The organism is Limosilactobacillus reuteri subsp. simiae (assembly GCF_020784875.1).
GTDB classification, from domain to species: Bacteria; Bacillota; Bacilli; order Lactobacillales; family Lactobacillaceae; genus Limosilactobacillus; species Limosilactobacillus reuteri_H.
Genome location: NZ_JAJGUI010000112.1, coordinates 25,771 through 48,600, shown reverse-complemented (window position 1 = coordinate 48,600; position 22,830 = coordinate 25,771). Strand labels below are relative to the sequence as shown.

Below are 22,830 nucleotides of genomic sequence, written 5' to 3'. Positions count from 1 at the left end.
ACAACAATGGCCTCTAACGTCCGGCAAAACCGAACATTAGAGGCCTATTGTTGCTTGCGGGGGCTCCCAGAGGCTAGCTTCGTTTTTCGAGCCCCCTTTTATTACATCTGGCTATGATGACAATGGTGACTATTTAAATATTGTTTAGTATATGCATCAACTGCTCGGAATGCTTGAGCCACGTCATCTGGAGTTACCTTAAATGGCAAACGATCCATGGTATCTTGTTCTGAACAGGCGGCTTTTCCAGCATTGAGTAATTCTTCATCAGTGACATTTTCTAAATGTAGATCAGCAAGAGTAGTTGGTAGACCTAAAGAAAGAATAAATTGGAAGTACTTGTTATAACGTTCCTGGTCAGCGCCTTCCAACATTAATTGTGTTAAGGTACCGTATGCGACCTTTTCACCGTGTGTTAAATCATGAGTCTCTTCTAAAATTGTTAAGCCATCATGAATAGCGTGGGCACCAGATAGACCACCACTTTCAAAACCGAGACCGCTCATTAGTGTATTTGCTTCAACGATATTAGAAAATGCTGGTGTAACGACATGCGCTTCTGCATCAGCTACAGCTAAGTGCGAGTAATTAAATAATGTTTCTTCACACTTCTGAGCAATTGCATTTCCAACAAGGGTTTGTTTTTCACCAAGCATTGTATCACTATTAGCTTTGGCAACTGCTTGTGCTTCAACATTAGTAGCTAAAGCATCAGCAATTCCAGAAATTAACATCCGAACAGGACCATTAGCGATAACTTGTGTATCAACTAAGACCAAGTCAGGATTTTGGTTGTAGAAACGATAATGGTCAAATCCACCGTCATCAGTATAAATTACTGAGAGACGTGAACAAGGTGCATCATTTGAAGCCAATGTTGGCATAATTACAACGGGTAGATGGAGATTGTCGGCAATTGCTTTAGCGGTATCAACTGTTTTACCCCCACCAAGACCATAAACGACGGTTACATTATTTTCTTTACCAATTTCTGTGACCCGGTTTACTTCGTTAGTGGATGATTCACCATTAAATTGAACACGGGTAACATCATAACCACTTTCTTGAAGATACTGTTCAAAACGCTTACCTACAATTTTATAGACGGTTTCGCCAGCCAATAATAACGGTTTTGTGCCAAAGTTTTTAAGATACTTATCACTTTCAAAAAGGACACCTTTGCCTTGGATGTAAGACGATGGTGAGCCAAATTCTTCAACCATAAAAATCCCTCCATTATTCTTTGTGTACAAGTTAACAATATCACTTTTATTAATGGAGGGAAAGTTTAGCTGATTGAAATTAGCTTAAACTTAAAAAATAGAGTCTAGCAGAACACAGTGCTCTGCTAGACTCTACTATACTATTTTGTACCCTTCCTACTTATTATTAGCATCTGGGTTAGTGATCTTAATACGGTTGGAATCAGTGGAAGAGTGGTTTTGCTCAGGGGCATCAGTGCTGTAGTCATCTACAGTTGAACGGTCACCATTTTCTGAGTAAATACTTGTTGATTTAATTCCCTTCTTCTTCTCGATTCGCTGTGCTCGTTTTAGACCATTTGAATAATTGTAATCAGCTGGGTTAACGTTTTTAAACCCTTTTGGATGGTAGAACCGCAAGAGATTCTTTTCGTTTAACGAATCAGAAAGAGTTAATTCCTCATTTACAAAATCTTGATCCTTCTTTAATTTCTCTTGCTGCTTCTTGGTAAGTTTAGCTTCTTTACCAGTCTTGTTATTGTAAATTGTTCCGCCCACACTCGTATAAGTTGGCGTAACAAAATCTCGATTACGGAAGGCAACCACTTGATTATGCTTGCTGGAGAAGAGATCGGTTCCAAATTGAATATAGCGTTTACTGCTAATTCCCAATAGGTGAAGGAGGGTTGGAAGAACATCAACTTCCCCACCATAAGTATGATAAACTTTTCCGTGACCCGTACCAGGAATGACAAACATTAGCGGTACACGTTGAAGCTGAGCATTATCAAAGTCAGTCCAATCATCTGCACTCTTCCCAAGAACACTTGCTAAGGAAGTATTTTCACTGTTTGAAATCCCGTAATGATCACCATAAATCATAATGATTGATTTCTTATCAAGACCAGTCTTTTGGAGATAATTAAAGAATTCTTGGATTGATTGATCAAGATAATGAGCTGTTACAAAGTAATTATCGACGTTACTGTCCCCGGTATTAGTTGTTTGGAAGTTTGGATCTTTATCCTCATCATCAAGCGTGTAAGGGAAGTGGTTAGTAACAGTAATATATTTAGCGTAGAATGGTTGCTGTAAACTTTGGAGATACTTGATCGAGTTTTTGAATAATAACTTATCTTTAAGTCCATATCCGGTAGCCTTATCTCCAGAAGTATCGTAATAACTAGCATCAAAGAAGTACTGATAGCCTAAATTTTTGTATACATTATTGCGGTTCCAGAAACTAGCAACATTTCCGTGGAAGACTGCGCTCGTGTAACCGGCACGTTGATTAAGAATAGCTGGAGCACCTTGGAAGGTATTATCGCTTCCTAGTGTGGCAAATAAAGATCCTTGTGGCAATCCAAATGTACTAGTCTCTAAAAGGTTTTCCGCGTCACTGGTCTTACCTTGACCGACTTGATGGAAGAAATTATCAAACGAGTAGGTATCCTTGCCGTTATAAAGCGAGTTGAGGAATGGGGTAACTTCTTGCCCGTTGATCTTCTTGTTAATCAAAAATTGTTGGAAACTTTCAAGGTGAATAATAATCACGTTACGACCCTTGGCAATTCCATACATTTGTGGATTAGCCGGAGCATAGTGTTTATCAGTGAATTTTTTAACTTTTAGTAGTTCAGGTTTAGTAGCACTTTGTCGCATATTATTGATATGTTGCGATTTTACTAAATCATAACCAGTAAAAGTATCAATACCGAGATATTTTACAATGTAGGAACGATCAAATGTCCGGCCAAGCAGTTGTGGACGACTCATTTCCGCAAAAGACAGATTAACTCCAAATAAGACAAGACCAACGGAGCTAAATGCGAATGCTAACCGTGTTCCAATTGCTCGTGGATCAAATTTGATAACTTTACAGAGCATTAAAATAAGAATTACGACGATATCTAACCAGTAAAAGACATCATGGAAGTTAGTGAGGGCAAGTGAACTACCACTTAAACCTTGATTAACTTTTGAATAACCAGTCATCGTAGCAATTGTCATAAAATCGGTAAATTCACGATAATAGATGACATTTAAATAGAGTAATAATGTGTTCGCAATGTCTAAGCCCATAATAACCGGGTAGAAGAACCGCGAACGCTTAAAGTAGAATGCTAAACTGTAAATAAAAAAGGTAGTCGCTAACGGGTTAAAAATTAAGATAAGGTATTGAAAAATTCCCGTAACGCCAAGCTTAAAGTCAGTAAAGTAAGCAAACAGGGTCTTTAACCAAAAAAGGATAACTAGGAGGGTGAAAAAACCAATCCTAGTATCCACAAATTTGCTTAATTTTTTCATTAGGAATGTTCCTCGCAATCAATATGGTTTGTTCTATATTATCGAAGTGCAATTTCGACAAATCAAGAATTATTTTATCATAGATTACTATAAAACATTCTTTTTATGGAAATCATTGAAGAAACTTAATTCTTTGCTGGGACCAAGGCAGGAGCAGAAAGCCAGTCGTAACTAAATAATTTTTTTAGCTTTTTATTTACTGGAATCCATATCCCTGCTTTCAAGATATCAACCAATGATGCCCGTAAAGTTTTGTCTTCCCGATACTGTTTAGTTAATGGAATCTTGAGTAAGTGGCCTTCTTCAGTAATTACGGTAACATTTTTCGGAGTAACATTAATAATCTTAGCAGCAACAATATTTGGTTGACTAGTGTCTCTAAGCTTCATAATAATTCCTTCCTTCTATATTTTTTAGTCTACGTGGAGAATATGAAGAATATGTGTTTAAAGCTCAAAGTTAATACTTAAATAGTTTTAAGGACTTGTAAGCGGTACAATAAAATTATGGAGGGATTGTTATGACTAAATTGAATATTTATCTTGTTCGCCATGGACAGACTTTCTTTAATATTTACAATAAATTGCAAGGTTGGAGTAATTCTCCCCTAACTATGAAGGGGAAAGAAGATGCAAAGGTAGCTGGTGAGAAGTTGCAAAATATTCACTTTGATGGTGCCTTTTGTAGTGACCTTTCCCGAGCCATGGAAACAGCACAAGTGATTTTAAATCTTAATAACGCTAATTCTGTAGCTCATCCAGTCACCGCGCCTTATTTTCGGGAAGAGTTTTATGGATCATATGAAGGAACGAATATGGACCTTGCTTGGTACAATGCGGGTGCCCCTCATGGCTTTAAGAACTTCCGTGAAATTGTAACCGCATATTCCATCGGTCAAGCCAAAGACTGGTTAAAGGATGCTGATCCATTTCATGATGCCGAAAACAATGAAGAGTATTGGCAACGAATGGACAAAGGGATTGAATTAATTCGTAACGCTGATTTACCTGACGACGCCAATGTTTTATGGGTAAGTCATGGAAATACTGTTTTAAGCTTAGTGGAGCGGTTTGGTCATGGGAAGTATGATGTGACTGAGCGTCCAGCAAATGGAAGTCTGACGCGCGCAACGCTGACTGATAATGATATGGAAATTATTGAATACAATAAGTAAAGATAAATAAATACTCTGTGCTTGAAAGCATGGAGTATTTTTAGTATAAATAATAAAAATTTCAAATAGTGAAACTTATTTATAACTTTTGGCTAATCGGAATAAAGCGAGTAGATTAGGAGACAGATTATGAATGATAATTTTTCAACCACTTTAGTTAAAGCACAACAAATAAAAAATTATATCAAGAAACAAGAAAATGGTTGTACGTTAACTGAAATCGCTAAAAATGTTAAATTAAACAAAACTACTACCTATCGTTTATTACAAACTTTAGTCACGTTGAAAGACTTAATCAAAGTTGATCGTTGTTACTATGTTCATCAGCATTTTAATGCTAATTATTTACCAGTTGGATGGCTTGCAAGCCGGATAGTTCAACCATTGGTAGATAAATATGAGCTGAGTGCTTTTTTAGGAATGCCATTTAATCAACAATTAGTAATTACTCAAGTCTTTGCCTTCGAAAAAAGACTGAGTGATTTTCATCAGTTAGGAAAAGCCCAAGCATTTAATACTAGTGCAATGGGAAAGTGTGCGCTCGCCTTTATGGATCAGACAGTTCAAACTGATGTATTAAAGAGAACTAACCTACAGGCACAAACAAAAAACTCGTTAACGGATCAAAATAGTTTAGCCTATAGTTTACAAAATATTAAAGATCAAGGCTATGCGTTAGATGATGAAGAAGTGGAATTGGAGAATCGTTGTTTAGCGGTACCGGTATTCGATGAAAAGAAGCAATTAGTTGGAACGTTAGGGGTATTGGGAACAAAAACAACATTGCAGCGACGGAAAATTAGTAAATTAGTTCATGATCTACAAATAGCTAGTAACCAATTAACTGGCCAAATCTTTAATAACTAGGAGATTGATTATGAAAAATATTATTATTACTGGTGCAGGAACAGGAATGGGTCTAAGCATGACAAAAAAATTTTTAGCGAATGATTGGCATGTGATTATGGGGGTTCATAACCTCGATAAAGCTAAAGCTGTGTATCAAGAGCTTGTTCAAAAATATTCCCCTGAAAAAGTTACGCTAAAACAAGTAAATGTAGGTGACTCTAGGTCAGTCGAAGAATTTAGTAACGAAGTAAATGCAGAAAATAGCCATATTGATGCAATCATCAATAATGCAGGAATTTTTATTGGAGGTCAGCTTCAAGATTTAACTGAAGAAGAATGGGATAAGACGATGGCAGTTGATGTGAAGTCAATTTATCTAATGACAAAAGCATTTATTCCTGGAATGATTCAGCATCGAGCTGGTAGCATAATCAATATTGCTTCAGTTGCAGGTTTACTTGGTGATTATAGTATGCCAGCATATAATGCCGCAAAAGGAGCAGTAGTAAATTTAGTTCGATCGATGGCACTTGATTATGGTCCTTATGGAATTCGTGTGAATAATATTAATCCAGGTGCGACTAATACCCCGATGTTTAAAGAAAATCCAGAAACAGTAAAGCAGAGTTACCGAGACGCAAGCCCGTTAAAGAAAATCGCGGAACCAGAAGAAATTGCCAATGTTGCCTATTTCTTGGTTTCGGATCAAGCAACAGCAATTACTGGACAAAATATAGGTGCATCAATGGGATATGGCATTTGGAGTGGCCAACCTAAGCAATAAAAATAGGTGATGAAACTAAACTGTTAAATATTTAACTTTTTTTATAGTAGAGATTAGTACAGACTCACAATGTTCAAATACGGAGGACATTATGAGTTTTTTTACTTTTAAACAATAAATATGCATTTCTTGAATTAATCTGACTTATTACGAAGTTTGTTGAAAACGCTTGCTAAAATTAATAGAAGGGAGAAAGAAGACTTAAGGAGTGAGGATGATGGGAGAAGCAACAGCAGGGAAAAAGCATCGGTTTAAATTAAAAATGCCAGGTGCATTTACAATTTTATTCTTTCTGACAGTGATCGCAGTAATGCTTACTTGGATTGTTCCAGCGGGAAGTTATTCTAAGCTAGCATATGTTAATAATCATCTCCAAGTAACGCAACCAACTGGAGAAAAAATTAGTTATCCTGCGACACAGGCAACATTAGATAAATTGCACATTCAAATTGATGTCGACCAGTTTAAATCAGGAGCAATTAATAAGCCAATTTCAGTACCAGGAACTTATAAACGGCTTGAACAGCATCCGGCTTCGGTCAGTGATATTTTCTCTAGTATGGTCGACGGTACGATTGAATCAGTCGATATTATGATTTTTATCTTAGTCTTAGGTGGCTTGATTGGTGTTGTTAAAGCAAGTGGAGCTTTTGAATCTGGACTAGCAGCATTATCTACCAAGACTAAGGGGAAAGAATTTATTTTGGTGTTCCTCGTGACAGTTTTACTAGCACTTGGTGGAACGCTATGTGGGATTGAAGAAGAAGCGGTTGCCTTCTACCCAATCTTAGCCCCAGTTTTTATTGCGATGGGGTATGATTCAATTGTTTGTGTTGGGGCCATTTTCTTGGCAAGTTCGCTCGGAACAACCTTTTCAGTCATCAATCCGTTTTCAGTTGTTATTGCGTCAAATGCTGCTGGGACAACTTTTACGCAAGGAATGGCAGGACGAATTTTTGGCTTGGTAATTGCAGTTACTTGTTTATTATTTTATCTGCATTGGTATGCACGCAAAGTACAACAGAACCCACAGTTTTCCTATTCGTATGATGATCGGGATAAATTTGATCAAATGTGGGGAATGGCTACTAGCGAAGAAAAAGATCAGCGGTTTACATTAAAAAAGAAAATTATTTTAATTTTATTTGCTTGCGCCTTCCCAATTATGATTTGGGGAGTAATGGCCAAAGGATGGGCCTTCCCTAACATGGCATCTGCTTTCTTAACAATTGCTATTATTATTATGTTTTTAACTTGTTTTGGGCACCAAGATGGTTTGGGAGAATATAAGACCACAACAGCTTTTTCTGATGGAGCAGCTAGTTTAGTCGGTGTATCATTAATTATTGGTTTGGCACGAGGAATTAATAAAGTGCTTAATGATGGCTATATTTCTGATACAATTCTCTATGCTTCTTCAAAAATGGTTGCGCATATGAACGGATCATTTTTCATTATTGTGATGATGTTGGTATTCTTTGTCTTAGGCTTTATCGTTCCATCATCATCTGGTTTAGCAGTGCTAGCAATGCCAATTTTAGCGCCGCTAGCTGATACGGTTCACATTCCACGGTATACAGTTGTTACTGCATATCAATTTGGTCAATATGCAATGTTATTCTTAGCACCGACTGGATTAGTAATGGCAACTTTGCAAATGCTTGATATGCGATATTCCCATTGGCTGCGGTTCGTGTGGCCGGTAGTTGTCTTTGTTTTAATCTTTGGTGGTGGATTATTGGTAACAGAAGTATTAATTGCAGGATAATAAAAAAGTCTGGGTAAGAGAAATTCTCAAACCCAGATTTTTTTAAGCTTCCTTTATTTGATTTTCATTCGTAGTATTGCGTTGCTTTCCTTTTTGCCACTTCAAACCAATTCCCGTAACTCCACTTAAAATTGAGAAAACTGGTGAAAAAAGACTAAAGAAAGCAAATGGTAGGAAGTGAAGGACTGGTACACCAAGGGTTGAGGCGGCAAATGATCCGGCAACTCCCCATGGGATTAAGTAGTTAATAACACTTCCGCCATCTTCAAGGACACGACTAAGAGCTAATGGTGAAAGACCCATTTTATCAAACGCACCCTTAAATGCCTTACCGGGAAGAATAACGGATAGGTATTGCTCCCCAACAAAAAGATTGATTCCAATACCCGAAAGAATTGTAACAGTAATAAGGCTGCCAGGCTTATGAAGGTGGTCAACAAGCGGCTTCATTGCTGACTGAACAATGTTAAACTTCATCAAAATTCCCCCAAGCGAAAGGGTAACAATGATCAAGGAAACTGTTCCCATCATACTGCTAATCCCACCACGGGTAAGCAGCGTATTAACAGTTGCATCGCTAGTGTGAGCAACGAAGCCATCACTAACTAATTTGGCGAGGGATTGAAGAGAGGTTCCTGGCTTTTGGAAGAAGATCATGACTACTGTAACGATGATATTGATAAATAAGGTTGGAATAGCAGGAATGTGGCGCCATGCACAGATAAACATTAAGACGATTGGTAATAGGGCCCACCATGAAATTGTAAATTGTTGATTAAGAATAGCCATTGTGTGGGCGATCTTGCCAGCACTCATATGGGAACCAGAATTACCAAAGAACCAGAATAGAATTAGCGAAACGATAAAAGAAGGAATCGTTGACCACATCATATTCTTGATATGGGCGAAAAGGTCACTACCTGCGATTGCAGAGGCAAGATTAGTTGAATCAGAGAGTGGCGACATTTTATCACCAAAAACGGCTCCCGAAATAATCGCACCCGCTACTAGCGCAGGATTAGCATTAAGTGCAACTCCCATTCCAAATAAAGCAATTCCGATTGTCGAAATAGTTGTAAAACCACTACCAATGGAGAGACCGACTAAAGAACAGACAATGAATGTTGATGGGACAAAAAGTTGGCTGTTAATCAGTTTGAAGCCGACGATCATAATTGTAGGGATGACTCCAGCTTGAATCCAAACGGCAATTAATGCACCAATAAGGATAAAGATAAAGATGGGGATGATTGCGGTCCCAATTCCTTCTTGGATACCTTTATGAATCTCATCCCAACTAGCACCACGAAACTTAACCCAAAAAATAAGTAAAGCAATGACAAATAGGACGGGAATCTGTGGTGATAAGCCAAACTTAATCACGGCAGTCCCTAAAATTATTAGCATGATAAGTAAGAGGGTTACTGCCTCTTTAAAACGAATACTCTTCATCGTTGTTCCTCCTTAGAAAAGAAATAAAAAAGTCCCGTTGATAAAAGTATCAACGGGACGATTATTTTAATCGCGGTACCACCCACCTACGCATCTTGATTTTATGCGCACTCATATCAGGTGGTAACGGCACTGAATATGGCCGGACAATTCAGATCACGTGATAATTCGAAACACTCCGCCTGACCGGTTCGCACCTAACCACCGGCTCTCTTACGCCCAACGAAGGTTCTACTGAAACGATAATTGTTGAAATTATAATATCGTGCTGAGATTTGAATGTCAACAACTAAATTAAAAAAGAATGAGAATTAATCATGATTAGCCCACCGATGATTAAATAACAGATTAAGAAGAACGGCTGAAAGACTGGTGACGACAATCCCGTTACCCAGGATGATTTGAAATTCAGTTGGCATATGCTGGAACAGTTGCGGATACATGGTAATCCCTAATCCTAGTCCAATTGAAACAGATGCAGTAAGAAGGTTGGCATTGTTAGAGAAATCAACTTTATGGAGAATTTGAACTCCTTGAACACCGACCATCCCAAACATCACAATCATTGCACCCCCAAGGACAGGTTCTGGAATAACCGTTGCGAGGGCGCCGACTTTAGGTAAAAGACCAAGTAATAAGAGTAAAAAGGCGGCATAGTAAACGGGTTGGCGGCTTTTCACTCCGGACATTTTAAGAACACCCACATTTTCAGAAAAAGTAGAATAAGGGAAGGTATTAAAAAGTCCGCCTAAAATTGCAGCAATCCCTTCAGCACGGTATCCACGTTCTAAGTCGGTGGTTGTTAATTGCCGGCCAGTAATGTCGCTGAGGGCAAAGAAAACACCGGTTGACTCAATCATTGTCGTGAGCGAAACAAGAATCATTGTGATCATGGCACTCATATCAAAACGTGGCACGCCAAAGAAGAATAATTGCGGAGCGTGGAACCAAGCAGCTTCACTAACCGGTTTAAGAGAGACAAAGCCTAATGCGCCCGCAATGAAAGAAGAAATTAAAATTCCTAATAAAATAGCAATTGACTTCATAAAGCCACGAGCAAAGGCATTGAATAATAGAATGATAGCAATTGTTAGAAAGCCGATAAGGAGGTTAGCGGGATCACCAAATGAAGCAGCAGTTGGCGTACCTCCTCCTAAGTCTTGAAAACCTACTGGAACAAGGGTAAATCCAATAATAGTTATTAAAGATCCAGTAACGACCGGTGGAAAAAACTTCTTTAAGCGGGCAAAAAAGCCAGCAATTAGGAAAACAAAAATCCCGGCAGCAATAATGGCCCCATACATATAAGTGATTCCTAACTTTCCACCAATTGTTTCGAGGGGAGTAACAGCTTGAACTGCACACCCGAGGACAACTGGCAAACCAATCCCAGTTAATGGTGTTCGCTTTAATTGTAAGAGGGTTGCGACACCACACATGAAAATATCGATCGAGACTAGGTAAGTCATTTGAAGCGTGGAGAAGTGTAAGTAATGTCCAATTAATAACGGAACAAGAACGTCCCCAGAATACATTGCAAGTAAGTGCTGGAAACCAAGGACAAAATTTTGCCATTGACGAGTGAAATCAATTTTAGTATGACGACTAGGTGCTTGAATAGATGAAACAGGTTCTTTCAAAATATACCTCCCCAAAAATTAACACGCCTAAATAAAAATAAGAGACTGAAAAAATTCAGCCTCTCTACCGATTTTTAAAAGCTTTAAGTTAAAAACAGACAGTGTCAGTTTTTAAGAAGCGCTTATAGTCTAAAGTTTACGGCTTTAGGTAGAGACTAACCGACCATATTTCGGTATTATATAGGCTATTTATTTGATGTAGTTATCCTATCACTAATACCGAACATTTTCAATGCTTTGTTCGGTATTAGTGATATTTTAGATTGATTTGTATGACTAACGTTCAGCTTTTTTATGATCCGGTTAATTCCAGATAGTGGTATTATTAGAAAGTACAGTAACTACTGTGGAAGGAAGCGTATATTATGCAAAAGCTAATGAGTAGTTGTACGGCAATGCTTGTTGGAAAGAATGCTACGATTGATGGTTCAACAATTATTGCACGTGATGAGGATGCTGAAGATGGAGTCAATCCTAAGACATTCAAAGTATTTCCTGCCAAGGATTACACCGGTGAACATTATGTTTCAAAATATAATGGGTTAACTGTTGAGATGAAGGGACAGGGATGCCGTTATACGGCAACTCCCAATGGCGTGCTTGATGAAGGACGCTGGGATGAGCAAGGCATTAATGAATATAATGTTGCAATGAGTGCGACAGAAACCGAAATGACAAATGCCAGGGTGCTTGGTCATGATCCGTTAGTAGAAAACGGAATTAATGAAGATTCAATGGTTTATCTTGTCCTACCATTTATTAAGTCTGCCCGTGAAGGTGTTCAACGGCTTGGATCATTAATTGAAAAGTACGGTACTGGTGAAAGCAATGGGATTGCCTTTAGCGATAAGGATGAAGTTTGGTATTTTGAAACCGGTGGAGGTCATCAATGGGTTGCCCAGCGGATTCCTGATGATGCTTATGCAATTGCACCAAATATTATGTGTATCGAAGAGGTCGACTTTAACGATCACGATAGCTTCATGCATGCGCCGCAAATTAAAGATTTTGTTGAAAAATATCATTTAAATCCTGATCCACAAACGTTTAATTTCCGGAATATTTTTGGCACACAGGATGAGGCAGATGCCTACTACAACACCCCTCGTTCTTGGTACGGTCAAAAGCTCTTTACTCCATCCTTAAAACAGGAGCCTACCAGCCAAAAAATTCCATTTATTCAACATGCAGAAAAGAAAATTGCCGTTGAGGATGTAGAGTACTTCCTCTCATCGCATTATAACGGTACCTCTTATGATCCAATGGGAACTTATGCTTCTGGAACACCAGAGGAACAGCGGAAATTCCGTTCAATTGCACTTGATCGTAATCAAAGTTCGTGTATTTTACAAATTCGGAATGACGTACCAGCACAATATGCTGCTATTCAATGGATTAATTTTGGCTTTTATTGCTATAGTCCTTACGTTCCGTTCTTTACAAATATTAGTGATACTCCGGCAAAATACAAGTATGCAACCGATGATGCCCAGCCGGATAAGAGTGCTTATTGGCTAAATAAACTGTTAGAAGTTATTGTAGAACCACGATATCATGAATTTATCAATGAAGTAAATGATTTCCGTGATCGGTGTCAAAGCTATGGCGTAGGACGAGTAGATACAATTACAAGAACAGCTCAGATTCAAAATTCAGCTAATTTAATTAACTACCTAACTGAACAAAATATGAAAACCGCTAATCATATTCTGAATGAAACCCATAAATTGATTAACCAGCTTTTGCATGAAGCGTTGTTAAATTCTAAGTTCCAATTTGAACGTGGCGATAATTTATAAAATAGAGGCTGAGAAAAAACGGAGTTTTTTTCTCAGCCTCTTTCCTACGATTAGTCAAGATATCGTGGAAATTAACCACAAGGCTCGAGGCTAAGTCCGAACGATAATCAGCCCGTGCCGTGCTAATCACCGTTCTATCCTTAGCCCACCGCCTTGTCGAGAAGGTTAATTTCCACTCACTATTTATTTCCACCAATGACGATTAATAAGAAAGATGACACATGCCAACATTAAGACAATAGTAATGAAGATTGTAAAAACCCATGAATACGTCCCATTTGCGAGGGGTAATTTGACGTTTTCACCGTAAAAACCAGATACAATTGTTGGAATTGAGAGAACAATTGAATAAATGGTGAGGTATTTCATCGTTTGGTTTAGGTCACTATCAAGAACCTTGCTATAAGCATTAGAGACACGGGCAGAAACATCTGAAGTCATCTGGGCCATTTCTAGACCTTGCTGTGCTTCGACAATTACATCATCAAGGTCATTATATTGCTTTGTAGTAATATGGTTACCAAAGCGGCGTTTAAATTCTTCAAGTAGGGAAACATTCCCTTTGAGCGAGGTAAGAATATAAACTAGTCCAGTTTCGATTTCCATAAATTGGGTAATAGCTTGGCGGCCTGTTCGTCGTTGAAGATTTTGTTGAATTTCTTGTCGCTGTTGATCTGCACGACGAAGAGGACCAAAATAATCGGTTGAAAGGCGATAAAGAACCGGAAAGACTAAGTTTAATTTGTCGTCATTTTCCCCGTGTTTCTTTAATAATTGCAGCTGATTAGCGATGATTCCGTTTACAAAGTTAGTTTTTGCATTTGTAAAAGTAATGATATTATTAGCAGTTAGCATGATGCCAATTGGTGCGGTCTGTGGAGCCGTTACAGCATGAGTTGGCACATAGACATCGAAAATTAATAATGTAACTCCTGCATCTGGATCAATTTCAACCCGGGCTTTTTCGTAGGGATCAATTGCGTAATCAAGTAATTCTTGAGTAACCTCGTATTTTTCAATTAAATCTAGTCGCTCATGGGGGAGAGGTTCAAATATACTTATCCATTTACTATGATCATTAATTTGTTCTGTTGTTAACATCAGTACCCATCCCCTTAAATTTACTCATACTCTATTCAACGCTATTATCGGATAAAAGTAAACAGACTTAAAAATATTCTAAATATTTCCTGGGAAATACAGTAAAATAATCTTATCAGAATTTAGGCGAAAGAGAGGTGAGTAAAATGAAGTATCGGTGGCAAATTAATGAAAAATTAACTGATGACCAGGAGACAAAACCATTACGCAAGTTGCTGCATGATCAATGGCTGCTTCCTAGTCGGTTGATTCACTATTTAAGAATTAGGCGGACAGTGCTTGTTAATGGCAACTATCGATCCATGAATGAGATTGTGGAGAAAAATGATAATATTCAATTATTATTTTGTGGTGATGAAATTCGTACCCCCGCCGCAAATGATTATATTCCGTCTTCGCAGCCACATTTGGAAGTCCTCTATGAGAATCGTGATTTGTTAGTAGTAAATAAACCGCGGGGACAAAAAACACACCCTAATTATCATGGCGAAACAGGAACATTAATGAATGATGTGGCGGGTTATTTAGTGAATAGCGAAAATAATGCTTATATGGTTCATCGGATAGATTTACAAACAAGTGGAGCAGTAGTTGTTGCTAAAAATCCAATTGTGGTCCCAATCCTCAATCGATTAATTAGCGAGGGACAAATTCACCGACAATATTTGGCGGTAGTGGAAGGGAAAATGGCCAAAAGTGGAAAGTTCGATTGGGCAATTGGGCGTAATCCAGAGAATCCCCATCTTCACCAAGTAAACGGACAAAACGCGCAGCCGGCCTTGACCTATTATGATACACTGGCAAGTAATCGTGAACGTTCCTTGGTGAAACTTCGCTTAGTAACTGGCCGTACCCACCAACTTAGGGTTCATTTAGCGCATAGTGGTCATCCGATTGTTGGCGATCCGCTTTATAATCCTTTATCAACAGAGGGAATGCTGCTTCATGGTGTGTCGCAAAAACTCATATTACCCTTCGTAATGAAATCTTTAAATATTAGTGCGCCATTACCATCGTATTTTAAAAATTATTTGGTAAAATATAACTTAGCTAAAAAGCAAATTTAAATTAAGGGAGGACATTAATTGTCACTTTTAGAGAAGTTGTATGGACCATTTTTTGATCCACATAACTGGGCAACAGTCGTTACATCAGGGCAGGATTGGTTAATCATCTTTTCGTTGGTTATGATTGAATGTTTACTGTCAGTTGATAATGCTGTTGTGTTAGCGGCTCAGACACGTGTATTACCAACGTTAAAAGAACAAGAAGAATCACTTTTCTATGGTATTTGGGGTTCTTACATTTTTCGGTTCTTAATTATTGGAATCGGAGTATATCTCATTAACTTTTGGGAAATCAAAGTTATTGGAGCTGCTTACTTAATTTACCTTGTCTATCGTTACTTTCATAATAAGTTCTTTGGTAAGCGAGCAATGCGAAAGACCCGTGAAGGTAAAACGCGTTTAACTGGACGAAAGCTTTTTTGGACAGTTGTTTTACAGATTGAATTTATGGATATTATTTTCTCCATTGATTCTGTTTTGGCATCATTAGCTGTCTCTAATAATCCGGTTATTGTCTTAATCGGTGGTCTGATTGGGATTGCATGTATGCGAGGAATTGCTGAAGTTATTATGAAACTGATGCGCAAAGTTCCTGAGTTAGAACCGATGGCATATATCTTAATCTTTGTGATTGCTATTAAGCTCTTCTTAACGATCCCTGCAATTGATATCGAGATTCCATCAGGGATTTTCGGTAGTTTTATCTTGCTTGTTTTTGCGGTAACGATTATTATTCACTTTATACGTAGATCACAGAAAAAGAAGGTAGAATAAAATGGCAATTGATGCAACAGCTGAGACCTTTGATAAGGATGTTCAAGGCTCAATAACGGTTGTTGATTTTTGGGCACCATGGTGTGGTCCATGTAAAATGATGGAACCAGCTATGCAGAAGCTTGAAAAACAATACGGCGATAAAATCAAGTTTGTGCGGATGAATGTTGATGGAAATCAAGAAATTGCACAACGGTATAAAGTAATGAGTGTCCCAAGTCTGGTCCTTTTTAAAGACGGACAGGCGAAAGAAAAGGTAACTGGATATTATCCAGAGGCTAAACTAGCTCATTATTTTGAACGAAAAATAACTGAATAAATTAAAAAAGCTTCTAACGTTTGAAAAAGTTGAACGGTAGAGGCTTTTTTGTCTGTCAAAATCTATTTTATTTAAAACGTGGGCGATAGAAGTAGAAGAAAAGAAGTGCCAGGATAAAGGTTAAACAATCAGAAACAGCTTGAGCAGCAATGATTCCAGTATAACCAAATAATTTTGCGGAAATACTAATCACTACCCCGAAAATCAATCCCTGACGACAGAATGATAACCAAAATGCAGGCGTTGCTTTTCCCATCGATTGGAACATGGTTGTAAAAACAAGAATGATACCAGCAAGAGTAGTCGAAACTGATAGCCAGCGAAGCATCAAGGCACCTTCTTTTACTATTTGGGGATCATTCATGAAAATGCGAATAACCTGGGGAGCGAAAATGAAAAGAATAATAGTGAGCATAAAGGCAAGACTAGCAACAACTTGAATATCAAATTTAACAACTTTATTAAACCGTTGCTCATCTTTAGCGCCATATACGTATCCGATCAAGGGTTGCGCGCCAAATGCAAAACCAACCATTACCATATTAATGATCATATTTGCTTTCATCGCAATTCCCATGGCAGCTACACTATCCGCGCCATGAACAATCAAGTAACAATTAGTTAACGCAACCGCAAACGTTGCCATAATGTTAGTAACCGAGGCCGGGATTCCGATAGCGTAGATTTCAAATTGGAGTTTCCAGCCGATTTTTGTTTCATGAATTGAAGTCGTCAGCTTTTTACTCTTTGTTCGCAAATAATAAATCATTAAAATATCGCCAATAACAGTACTTGTTACAGTAGCTAGTGCGGAACCAGCCGCGCCGAGCCCACAGGTGAAAATAAAGATCGGATTTAAAACGATATTAATTCCGGTCCCTACCATACTAGCGATCATCGACTGAATGGCTAGACCTTCTGTTCGTAAAATATTAGTTGGTGAGAGGCCAAAGATAATAAAAACCGCGCCCCAAGCGATCACTAAGTAATATTCTCGTGCATATTGCCAAGTAGCAGGGGAAGCACCCAATAAATGTAAAATTGGTGTTTGAAAGATAATCATTATTGCAGTAACGATGATTCCACACATAATCGGTGCATAGAAGCAATAACCGCTGACAAAGCGTGCTAATTTATCACGGTGTTCACCAAATAAGCGGGAAATAACTGAGCTTCCGCCAAGACCAAAGATATCCCCAAGAGCAATCATTAACGTAAAAATCGGTGCTCCCTGGGAAACACCGGCAACTAAATTGGGGTTTCCGGTTTTAGCCACGAAAAAAGTATCAACCATGTTATAAATCAAGGTTACAGCCATACTTAACACAACCGGTAAGGCTAGCGTAAAGTATGCTCGCTTGATTGAAGAATGTTCAAATAGCTCGTCCATTTTAAATCTCCTTTTAACAATCTGCTAATCATTTTACGCTAATCAGAATACAAAATGAAAGACTGATTATTTCATTAAATTTTTTATACAAAAGTCTGAAAGTGGTTAACTGTAGATAACAAAAATAAAATATTTTAACAATTTTAAAAAACTTTTTATTAGCATTGGCCTTACTTGCAGTGTTTAAATATGTGCTATTGCTTGTTAAATAAGGATTTGTTTTAATATATATTTTTATAACTTTTGTAGTAAAAGTAATTTTTAAATTTTATAATGAGTGAGAATTTCAAAGAAGAGGGGCAAAATCATGGAAGAAAAGAAACACTATAAGCTTTATAAATCGGGGAAGCTTTGGATGACAGCAATGATTTCTGCTGCCGTATTGGGATCTGCTGGGATTGTACATGCGGATGTCACCAGTCAGAGTAGTGCAACAACACCAACTGATACAAGTGAAGTAGTTGTAAAAACAACTGACTTAGGCAAAGCGGCATTAACCACTTCACAAACCACCGAAAGCAATGCTACTCAAAATTCTAATAAGCAAGAAAGCACAGTACCTGTTTCAAGTAATGATCAGGAAAAGAAAGCTTCAGTAGAAAATAACCAAAACAATGCACAGAATAATACTGAAAAAACAGCTGATCCTGTAAAAGAACAATCAAGTGATACAGTGTTGAAGAGCAGTGTTTCAAATGTTGCCAATAATGAAAACAAGGAAGTCAAATCAGTAACGCCAGCAACTTCAAGTTTTGCTACTGACGAAAATATTGTTTCTCAACGGACAGTACCGCAAGCTAATTCCACCATTACGGTTTCAAACCTAACAGATTACCCAACGCAGGCTGCAAAATTAGTTGGTAAGAATAGCCAAGGGCAACCTTACTATATTTATCAAATTGTTAACCTTCGTAACACAACGCTAGATAGTCAACAAGCACGATTGATTTTAGCTGTTGACCCTGCTAATCCACAGGGAAATAACTTTGTATATGTCACGACTGATCAGTATAAGAAGATTTACGGAAATGTTTATGTTATTGCACCAGGTCGATACGCAGATATTGCAGTAGGAACAAGTGGGAGTACAAGCCCAAACGGTGAAAATAGCCGAATTTTCCGTGTTTCTAATACACAACCATTTACCTTTAACTTTAATGGTAAAACAATTAGTGTTCCTGCATCAGTATCGATTAAGAGTATTCGCACAGTTAACCCAGTGTATGGCCTCGGCAACCAAGAAGTAATTAATTACACTGATAAAGTTGATATTACCCCAGAATTAAATAATCCCGCTATTGAGTATATCTATCGGGATAAGGACGGCAATTATACGACTAACTCTGCGCTGCCAACTAATGTACCAGTTAACGGAATTACGGGACAGCGATTCTTAATTACTAATGTCGATAACTATAAGCAAGTTGTTAAGGGTTACTATCTCACTAATCAAAAGGATAGTCTCTCTAATACTGCAAATGGCAAGGATTATCAAGGGACAATTTCCCAATTCCAAATTGGTAAGTATTATCAAAAGACGCTGTACAATTGGGATCGTTCAGTATCACAAACATTAATCTATGAACTGCTTGACCCACAAGGAACGATGAATATTTCATTAGTTCGGCCAAATGCTAAGACAGAAACTAAGCGGGTCGCTGTTGGTCAAGTCGATCGTTTTAGCAACGGAACCTTAGCCCGGAATCCATTTGTTCCTGGTGCGAATGCCGTCCAATTAGTTTATGCTGATCTCGGTCATATTATCCCAGTGGATGAAAATGGTCAGGTTATTTCTCAGGACCAACCAATTTATAATAATGATGAAACTGATGCTCATAAGGCAGCTGCAACTGCTTCACCGGATCTGACAGCAGAAGGTTGGGTATTAAGTGATCCGAAGCAAGCAACGATCACTCCAGCTAATCCCGGTGAGGATACTAAGGTCGAATATCGGCGTGTAATTATTAATACAGAAACTAAGACCGTTACTCAGACTGTTAAATATGAGTATGCGGATGGAATCACTGAAGGTCGTCCTTCATTACCATCAAATAAGGTTCAAACAGCAACATTCACTCATACTGTTATTACTAATCCAGTAACTGGTGATATTATTTCTGACACTTGGACCCCAGCACAAAAGTTCACTACAGTATATTCTCCTAAGGTTGACGGTTTCTATGCTGATTTTGCCTATGTTGGTGGAAATGATAATGTTACGCAAAATACGCCAGATACTACCTTTGTGGTTAAGTACGCTGGACCAAATGAAAATGTTGAACACCAAACAGTTACTCAGACTGTTCATTATCAATACAAAGATGGGATTACTGAAGGTCGTCCAGCTCTTCCACAAGATAATGTTCAACAAAAGAGCTTTACCCACACCGTTAAAACGGATCCAGAAGGAAATATAATTGAAGATACTTGGACGCCTGACCAAGCTGATAATCAATTTACTGCTGTTAAGTCGCCAAATATTCATGACGAAGCTACTGATACTAATTATTACTATGATCAAGCAGTTGTTGGTGGGAATACCAATGTAACCCAATCAACTCCTGATACTGAGTTTATTGTTTATTACTTACCAGGCAACATTACAACTCAATCTAAGTCAATTACGCAAACTGTTCATTATGCATACCGGGATGGAGTAACGCAAGGTCGTCCAGCATTACCAACTGACAACATCCAGAGAGTTACTTTTACCCAAAAGATTGAAACTAATCCATTTACTGGAGATGTGACCGGCTATAGTTGGGATCCAATTTACAGTAAATTTGATAGTGTGCAGACACCTGAACTAAAAGGTTTCTACGCTGATCAAGAAGTAGCCGGTGGTGACACGCATGTCATTCCAGAAGATTCAGACACAACCTACACTGTTTACTACGCTGCACCAGTAAGCAAGATTACAGAAGAAAAACAAGTAACCCAAACCATTACTTATAAATACGCGGACGGAATTACGGCAAATCGTCCAACCTTACCACGGACAGATGTTCAAACAAAGGTATTTTATCGAACGGTTACTACTAATCCATGGACAGATGAGGTGATTTCTGATACTTGGAGTCCAGCGCAAAACTTTACTGTGGTTCAAACTCCAACAATTAATGGATATTATTATGATCAAGCTCAAGCTGGTAACGATACTGAAACAATTACTCAGGATAGTCCAGATACTGAATATACTGTAAAATATGCGCCAGCAAAGTCTGAGAAAGTAGAGACGAAGAATGTTACCCAAACGATTCGTTATCATTACGCTGATGGGGTAACCGGTGATCCGGCACTTCTTCCTCAGCCTAACGTCCAAACATTAACCTTTACCCGGACGCTTGTTACTAATCCATTTACTGATGAGGTAATTTCTGACACATGGAGTCCCACCCAGAAGTTTAGTATTATTGATACACCAAACATTCCTGGTTACTACGCTGACCAAGTTCAGGCCGGTAGTGACGCCGAAGTAACAAATGAAAGTCCAGACACGACTTATGATGTTTACTACTTAGCACCAGATACCACTGAAAATACAAAGACCATTACGCAAACGATTAAGTATGTATATGCGGATGGTGAAACCGCCAATCGACCTGCTCTACCAACAGACGATGTGCAAACTTTAACCTTTATCGAAACGATTAAGCGCAATCCAATCACTGGTGAAATTATTTCCCGTGAATGGAGTCCAGCACAAAACTTTAAGATTGTTAATACACCAAACATCCCTGGGTACTATGCCGACCAAGCCCAAGCTGGTAGTGATGCAGCCGTAAATTATAACGATGCCGATACGGAATATTTTGTTAAGTATGCTCCAGCTAAGACAACCACAGAGACAAAGAATGTTGCCCAAACTGTTAAGTACGTATATGCTGATGGGGTAACTGAAGGTCGTCCAGCATTGCCTAAGACTAGTCTTCAATCCTTAACCTTCACTCGAACAATCTTGACCAATCCATGGACAGATGAAGTGATTTCTGACACTTGGAGTCCAGCTCAGAAGTTTAGCATTGTAAAGACACCAAACATTCCCGGCTACTATGCTGATCAAGCTCAAGCCGGTAGTGATAGTGCAGTAACTCATGAAAGTCCTGATACTGAATCCACTGTTCGATATGCTCCTGGTAAAGTGACAACGGAAGACAAGACTGTTACCCAAACAATTAAATATGAATATGCTGATGGGGCAACTGAAGGTCGGCCAACGCTTCCAGCAGATAATACAATTACTGTTGACTTTACGCATACAATTGTTAGAGATCCATGGACGGATGAAGTGATTTCTGATACATGGAGTCCCGCCCAAACAATTAATCCAGTAGAAAGTCCAACAATTGAAGGCTTTACACCGGATCATGCGGTGATTCCAGGAAAGACAATTACTTATGACAGTAAAAATCTTGATTATGTTGTCAAATATACTAAAGATGACGAACCAAATAAGCCAACTCCAGAAGAACCGACACCTGAAGAGCCAACAACACCAGAACCAGAAAAGCCAAATGAACCTGCTGAGGAAACGCCAACACCGAGTCAACCACAACCAACTGTTCCGGTCCCTGAAGCACCAGTTCAACAACCGACAAAGCCAGTCGAAGAACCTAGTGAAACGCCTGTTATTAACCAAGTAGTTTCAGCTAAACCAGTTGTCCCTAATAAAGAAGCGAATAATAAGCTTCCACAAACCGGTAATCAAGATTCAACTGCAATTATTGGTTTAGGTCTTGTAACTGCCTTTGCTAGTCTCTTTGGTTTTGGAAAACGAAAGAGTGAAAAATAACTAAATTTAGCTCCTAACGAAAAAAGAGTGAATAGAGAATAACCTTTTTGATGGTTGTTTCCTGTTCACTCTTTATTTATATAAATTACGGGGATGAGGTTCACCCTTAATTTCATGTTTAACATGCTTTAACATATCATCAATCATTTCAATAACATGAGGATCATCTAAAGCATAGTAAACGCGTGTCCCTTCTTTATGACGACTGACTAACTGGTAACGATATAAAATACCGAGCTGTTTTGAGACGATCGGTTGCGCAAGATGAAGATCATTAACGATTGTTTTAACATCAGCCTCACCGTCATAGTGCCGAAGATAATATAAGATGTTTAAACGCGTACTATTGCTTAGAACTTTATAAATTTTAGCAGCTTCATCAATAAAGGCTTGTATGGAAGACAATGGTTGC

17 protein-coding genes and 1 riboswitch are annotated in these 22,830 nt (G+C 38.4%); of the genes, 9 read left to right on the top strand and 8 right to left on the bottom strand.

All coding sequences use genetic code 11. From position 1 onward, the window contains the following. Positions 1-101: 101 nt before the first annotated feature. The 3 genes from LMC10_RS08315 to LMC10_RS08305 all read right to left on the bottom strand — a co-directional run bounded on the left by LMC10_RS08315 (position 102) and on the right by LMC10_RS08305 (position 3,898). On the bottom strand, positions 102-1,223 hold the full coding sequence (locus tag LMC10_RS08315; RefSeq protein WP_229269504.1) for a glycerol dehydrogenase: 1,122 nt from the start codon (positions 1,221-1,223) through the stop codon (positions 102-104). Between the two features lie 156 nt (positions 1,224-1,379). Next, complete coding sequence (locus tag LMC10_RS08310; protein ID WP_019253715.1) at positions 1,380-3,509, bottom strand: LTA synthase family protein; 2,130 nt, start codon at positions 3,507-3,509, stop codon at positions 1,380-1,382. Between the two features lie 125 nt (positions 3,510-3,634). Beyond that, the gene (locus tag LMC10_RS08305; protein ID WP_003665058.1) at positions 3,635-3,898 is read right to left on the bottom strand and encodes a hypothetical protein; all 264 of its coding nucleotides are present in this window, start codon (positions 3,896-3,898) and stop codon (positions 3,635-3,637) included. 131 nt (positions 3,899-4,029) lie between these two features. On the opposite strand from LMC10_RS08305, the gene LMC10_RS08300 reads away from it, so the two are divergent. The 4 genes from LMC10_RS08300 (at position 4,030) to LMC10_RS08285 (ending at position 8,084) form a co-directional block, all read left to right on the top strand. Further along, positions 4,030-4,683, top strand: a complete 654-nt coding sequence (locus LMC10_RS08300; RefSeq protein WP_182588561.1) for a histidine phosphatase family protein — start codon at positions 4,030-4,032, stop codon at positions 4,681-4,683. A 129-nt stretch (positions 4,684-4,812) separates the two neighbouring features. Then, positions 4,813-5,550: an IclR family transcriptional regulator gene (locus LMC10_RS08295; protein WP_229269503.1), complete on the top strand. Its 738-nt coding sequence runs from the start codon at positions 4,813-4,815 to the stop codon at positions 5,548-5,550. 10 nt (positions 5,551-5,560) lie between these two features. Next, positions 5,561-6,316: an SDR family NAD(P)-dependent oxidoreductase gene (locus tag LMC10_RS08290; RefSeq protein ID WP_229269502.1), complete on the top strand. Its 756-nt coding sequence runs from the start codon at positions 5,561-5,563 to the stop codon at positions 6,314-6,316. 214 nt (positions 6,317-6,530) lie between these two features. After that, on the top strand, positions 6,531-8,084 hold the full coding sequence (locus LMC10_RS08285; protein WP_182587208.1) for a YfcC family protein: 1,554 nt from the start codon (positions 6,531-6,533) through the stop codon (positions 8,082-8,084). A 42-nt stretch (positions 8,085-8,126) separates the two neighbouring features. Here the strand turns inward: LMC10_RS08285 and nhaC are convergent, their stop codons facing one another. Continuing rightward, positions 8,127-9,536 (bottom strand): Na+/H+ antiporter NhaC, encoded by a 1,410-nt coding sequence (gene nhaC, locus LMC10_RS08280; RefSeq protein ID WP_229269501.1) that lies wholly within the window; start codon positions 9,534-9,536, stop codon positions 8,127-8,129. A gap of 311 nt (positions 9,537-9,847) precedes the next feature. Next, the gene (locus LMC10_RS08275) at positions 9,848-11,176 is read right to left on the bottom strand and encodes a nucleobase:cation symporter-2 family protein (protein ID WP_003669313.1); all 1,329 of its coding nucleotides are present in this window, start codon (positions 11,174-11,176) and stop codon (positions 9,848-9,850) included. A 105-nt stretch (positions 11,177-11,281) separates the two neighbouring features. Further along, a riboswitch (purine riboswitch) is annotated at positions 11,282-11,380 on the bottom strand. A gap of 161 nt (positions 11,381-11,541) precedes the next feature. Here LMC10_RS08275 and LMC10_RS08270 point away from each other — a divergent pair. Further along, positions 11,542-12,975 carry a C69 family dipeptidase gene (locus LMC10_RS08270; RefSeq protein ID WP_229269500.1) on the top strand — a complete coding sequence of 478 codons (1,434 nt, stop codon included), beginning with the start codon at positions 11,542-11,544 and terminating at the stop codon, positions 12,973-12,975. 183 nt (positions 12,976-13,158) lie between these two features. Here LMC10_RS08270 and LMC10_RS08265 read toward each other — a convergent pair whose 3' ends face one another. After that, a complete protein-coding gene (locus LMC10_RS08265; RefSeq protein ID WP_003665048.1) occupies positions 13,159-14,076 on the bottom strand; it encodes a magnesium transporter CorA family protein in 918 nt (305 codons plus the stop codon). A gap of 146 nt (positions 14,077-14,222) precedes the next feature. On the opposite strand from LMC10_RS08265, the gene LMC10_RS08260 reads away from it, so the two are divergent. The 3 genes from LMC10_RS08260 to trxA are packed head-to-tail and all read left to right on the top strand — an operon-like array spanning position 14,223 to position 16,236. After that, entirely contained in the window at positions 14,223-15,143 is a 921-nt protein-coding gene (locus tag LMC10_RS08260; RefSeq protein ID WP_229269499.1) for an RluA family pseudouridine synthase, read from the top strand. An 18-nt stretch (positions 15,144-15,161) separates the two neighbouring features. After that, complete coding sequence (locus LMC10_RS08255) at positions 15,162-15,917, top strand: TerC family protein (RefSeq protein WP_003665044.1); 756 nt, start codon at positions 15,162-15,164, stop codon at positions 15,915-15,917. Between the two features lies 1 nt (position 15,918). Then, the gene (gene trxA / locus LMC10_RS08250; RefSeq protein ID WP_003675303.1) at positions 15,919-16,236 is read left to right on the top strand and encodes a thioredoxin; all 318 of its coding nucleotides are present in this window, start codon (positions 15,919-15,921) and stop codon (positions 16,234-16,236) included. Between the two features lie 67 nt (positions 16,237-16,303). On the opposite strand, the gene LMC10_RS08245 is transcribed toward trxA, so the two are convergent. Beyond that, the gene (locus LMC10_RS08245) at positions 16,304-17,626 is read right to left on the bottom strand and encodes an MATE family efflux transporter (RefSeq protein ID WP_229269498.1); all 1,323 of its coding nucleotides are present in this window, start codon (positions 17,624-17,626) and stop codon (positions 16,304-16,306) included. Between the two features lie 307 nt (positions 17,627-17,933). Here LMC10_RS08245 and LMC10_RS08240 point away from each other — a divergent pair, with 307 nt between their 5' ends. Further along, on the top strand, positions 17,934-22,418 hold the full coding sequence (locus tag LMC10_RS08240; RefSeq protein WP_229269497.1) for a mucin-binding protein: 4,485 nt from the start codon (positions 17,934-17,936) through the stop codon (positions 22,416-22,418). Between the two features lie 72 nt (positions 22,419-22,490). On the opposite strand, the gene LMC10_RS08235 is transcribed toward LMC10_RS08240, so the two are convergent. Further along, positions 22,491-22,823, bottom strand: a complete 333-nt coding sequence (locus LMC10_RS08235) for an ArsR/SmtB family transcription factor (protein ID WP_019252816.1) — start codon at positions 22,821-22,823, stop codon at positions 22,491-22,493. Positions 22,824-22,830 lie beyond the last annotated feature (7 nt).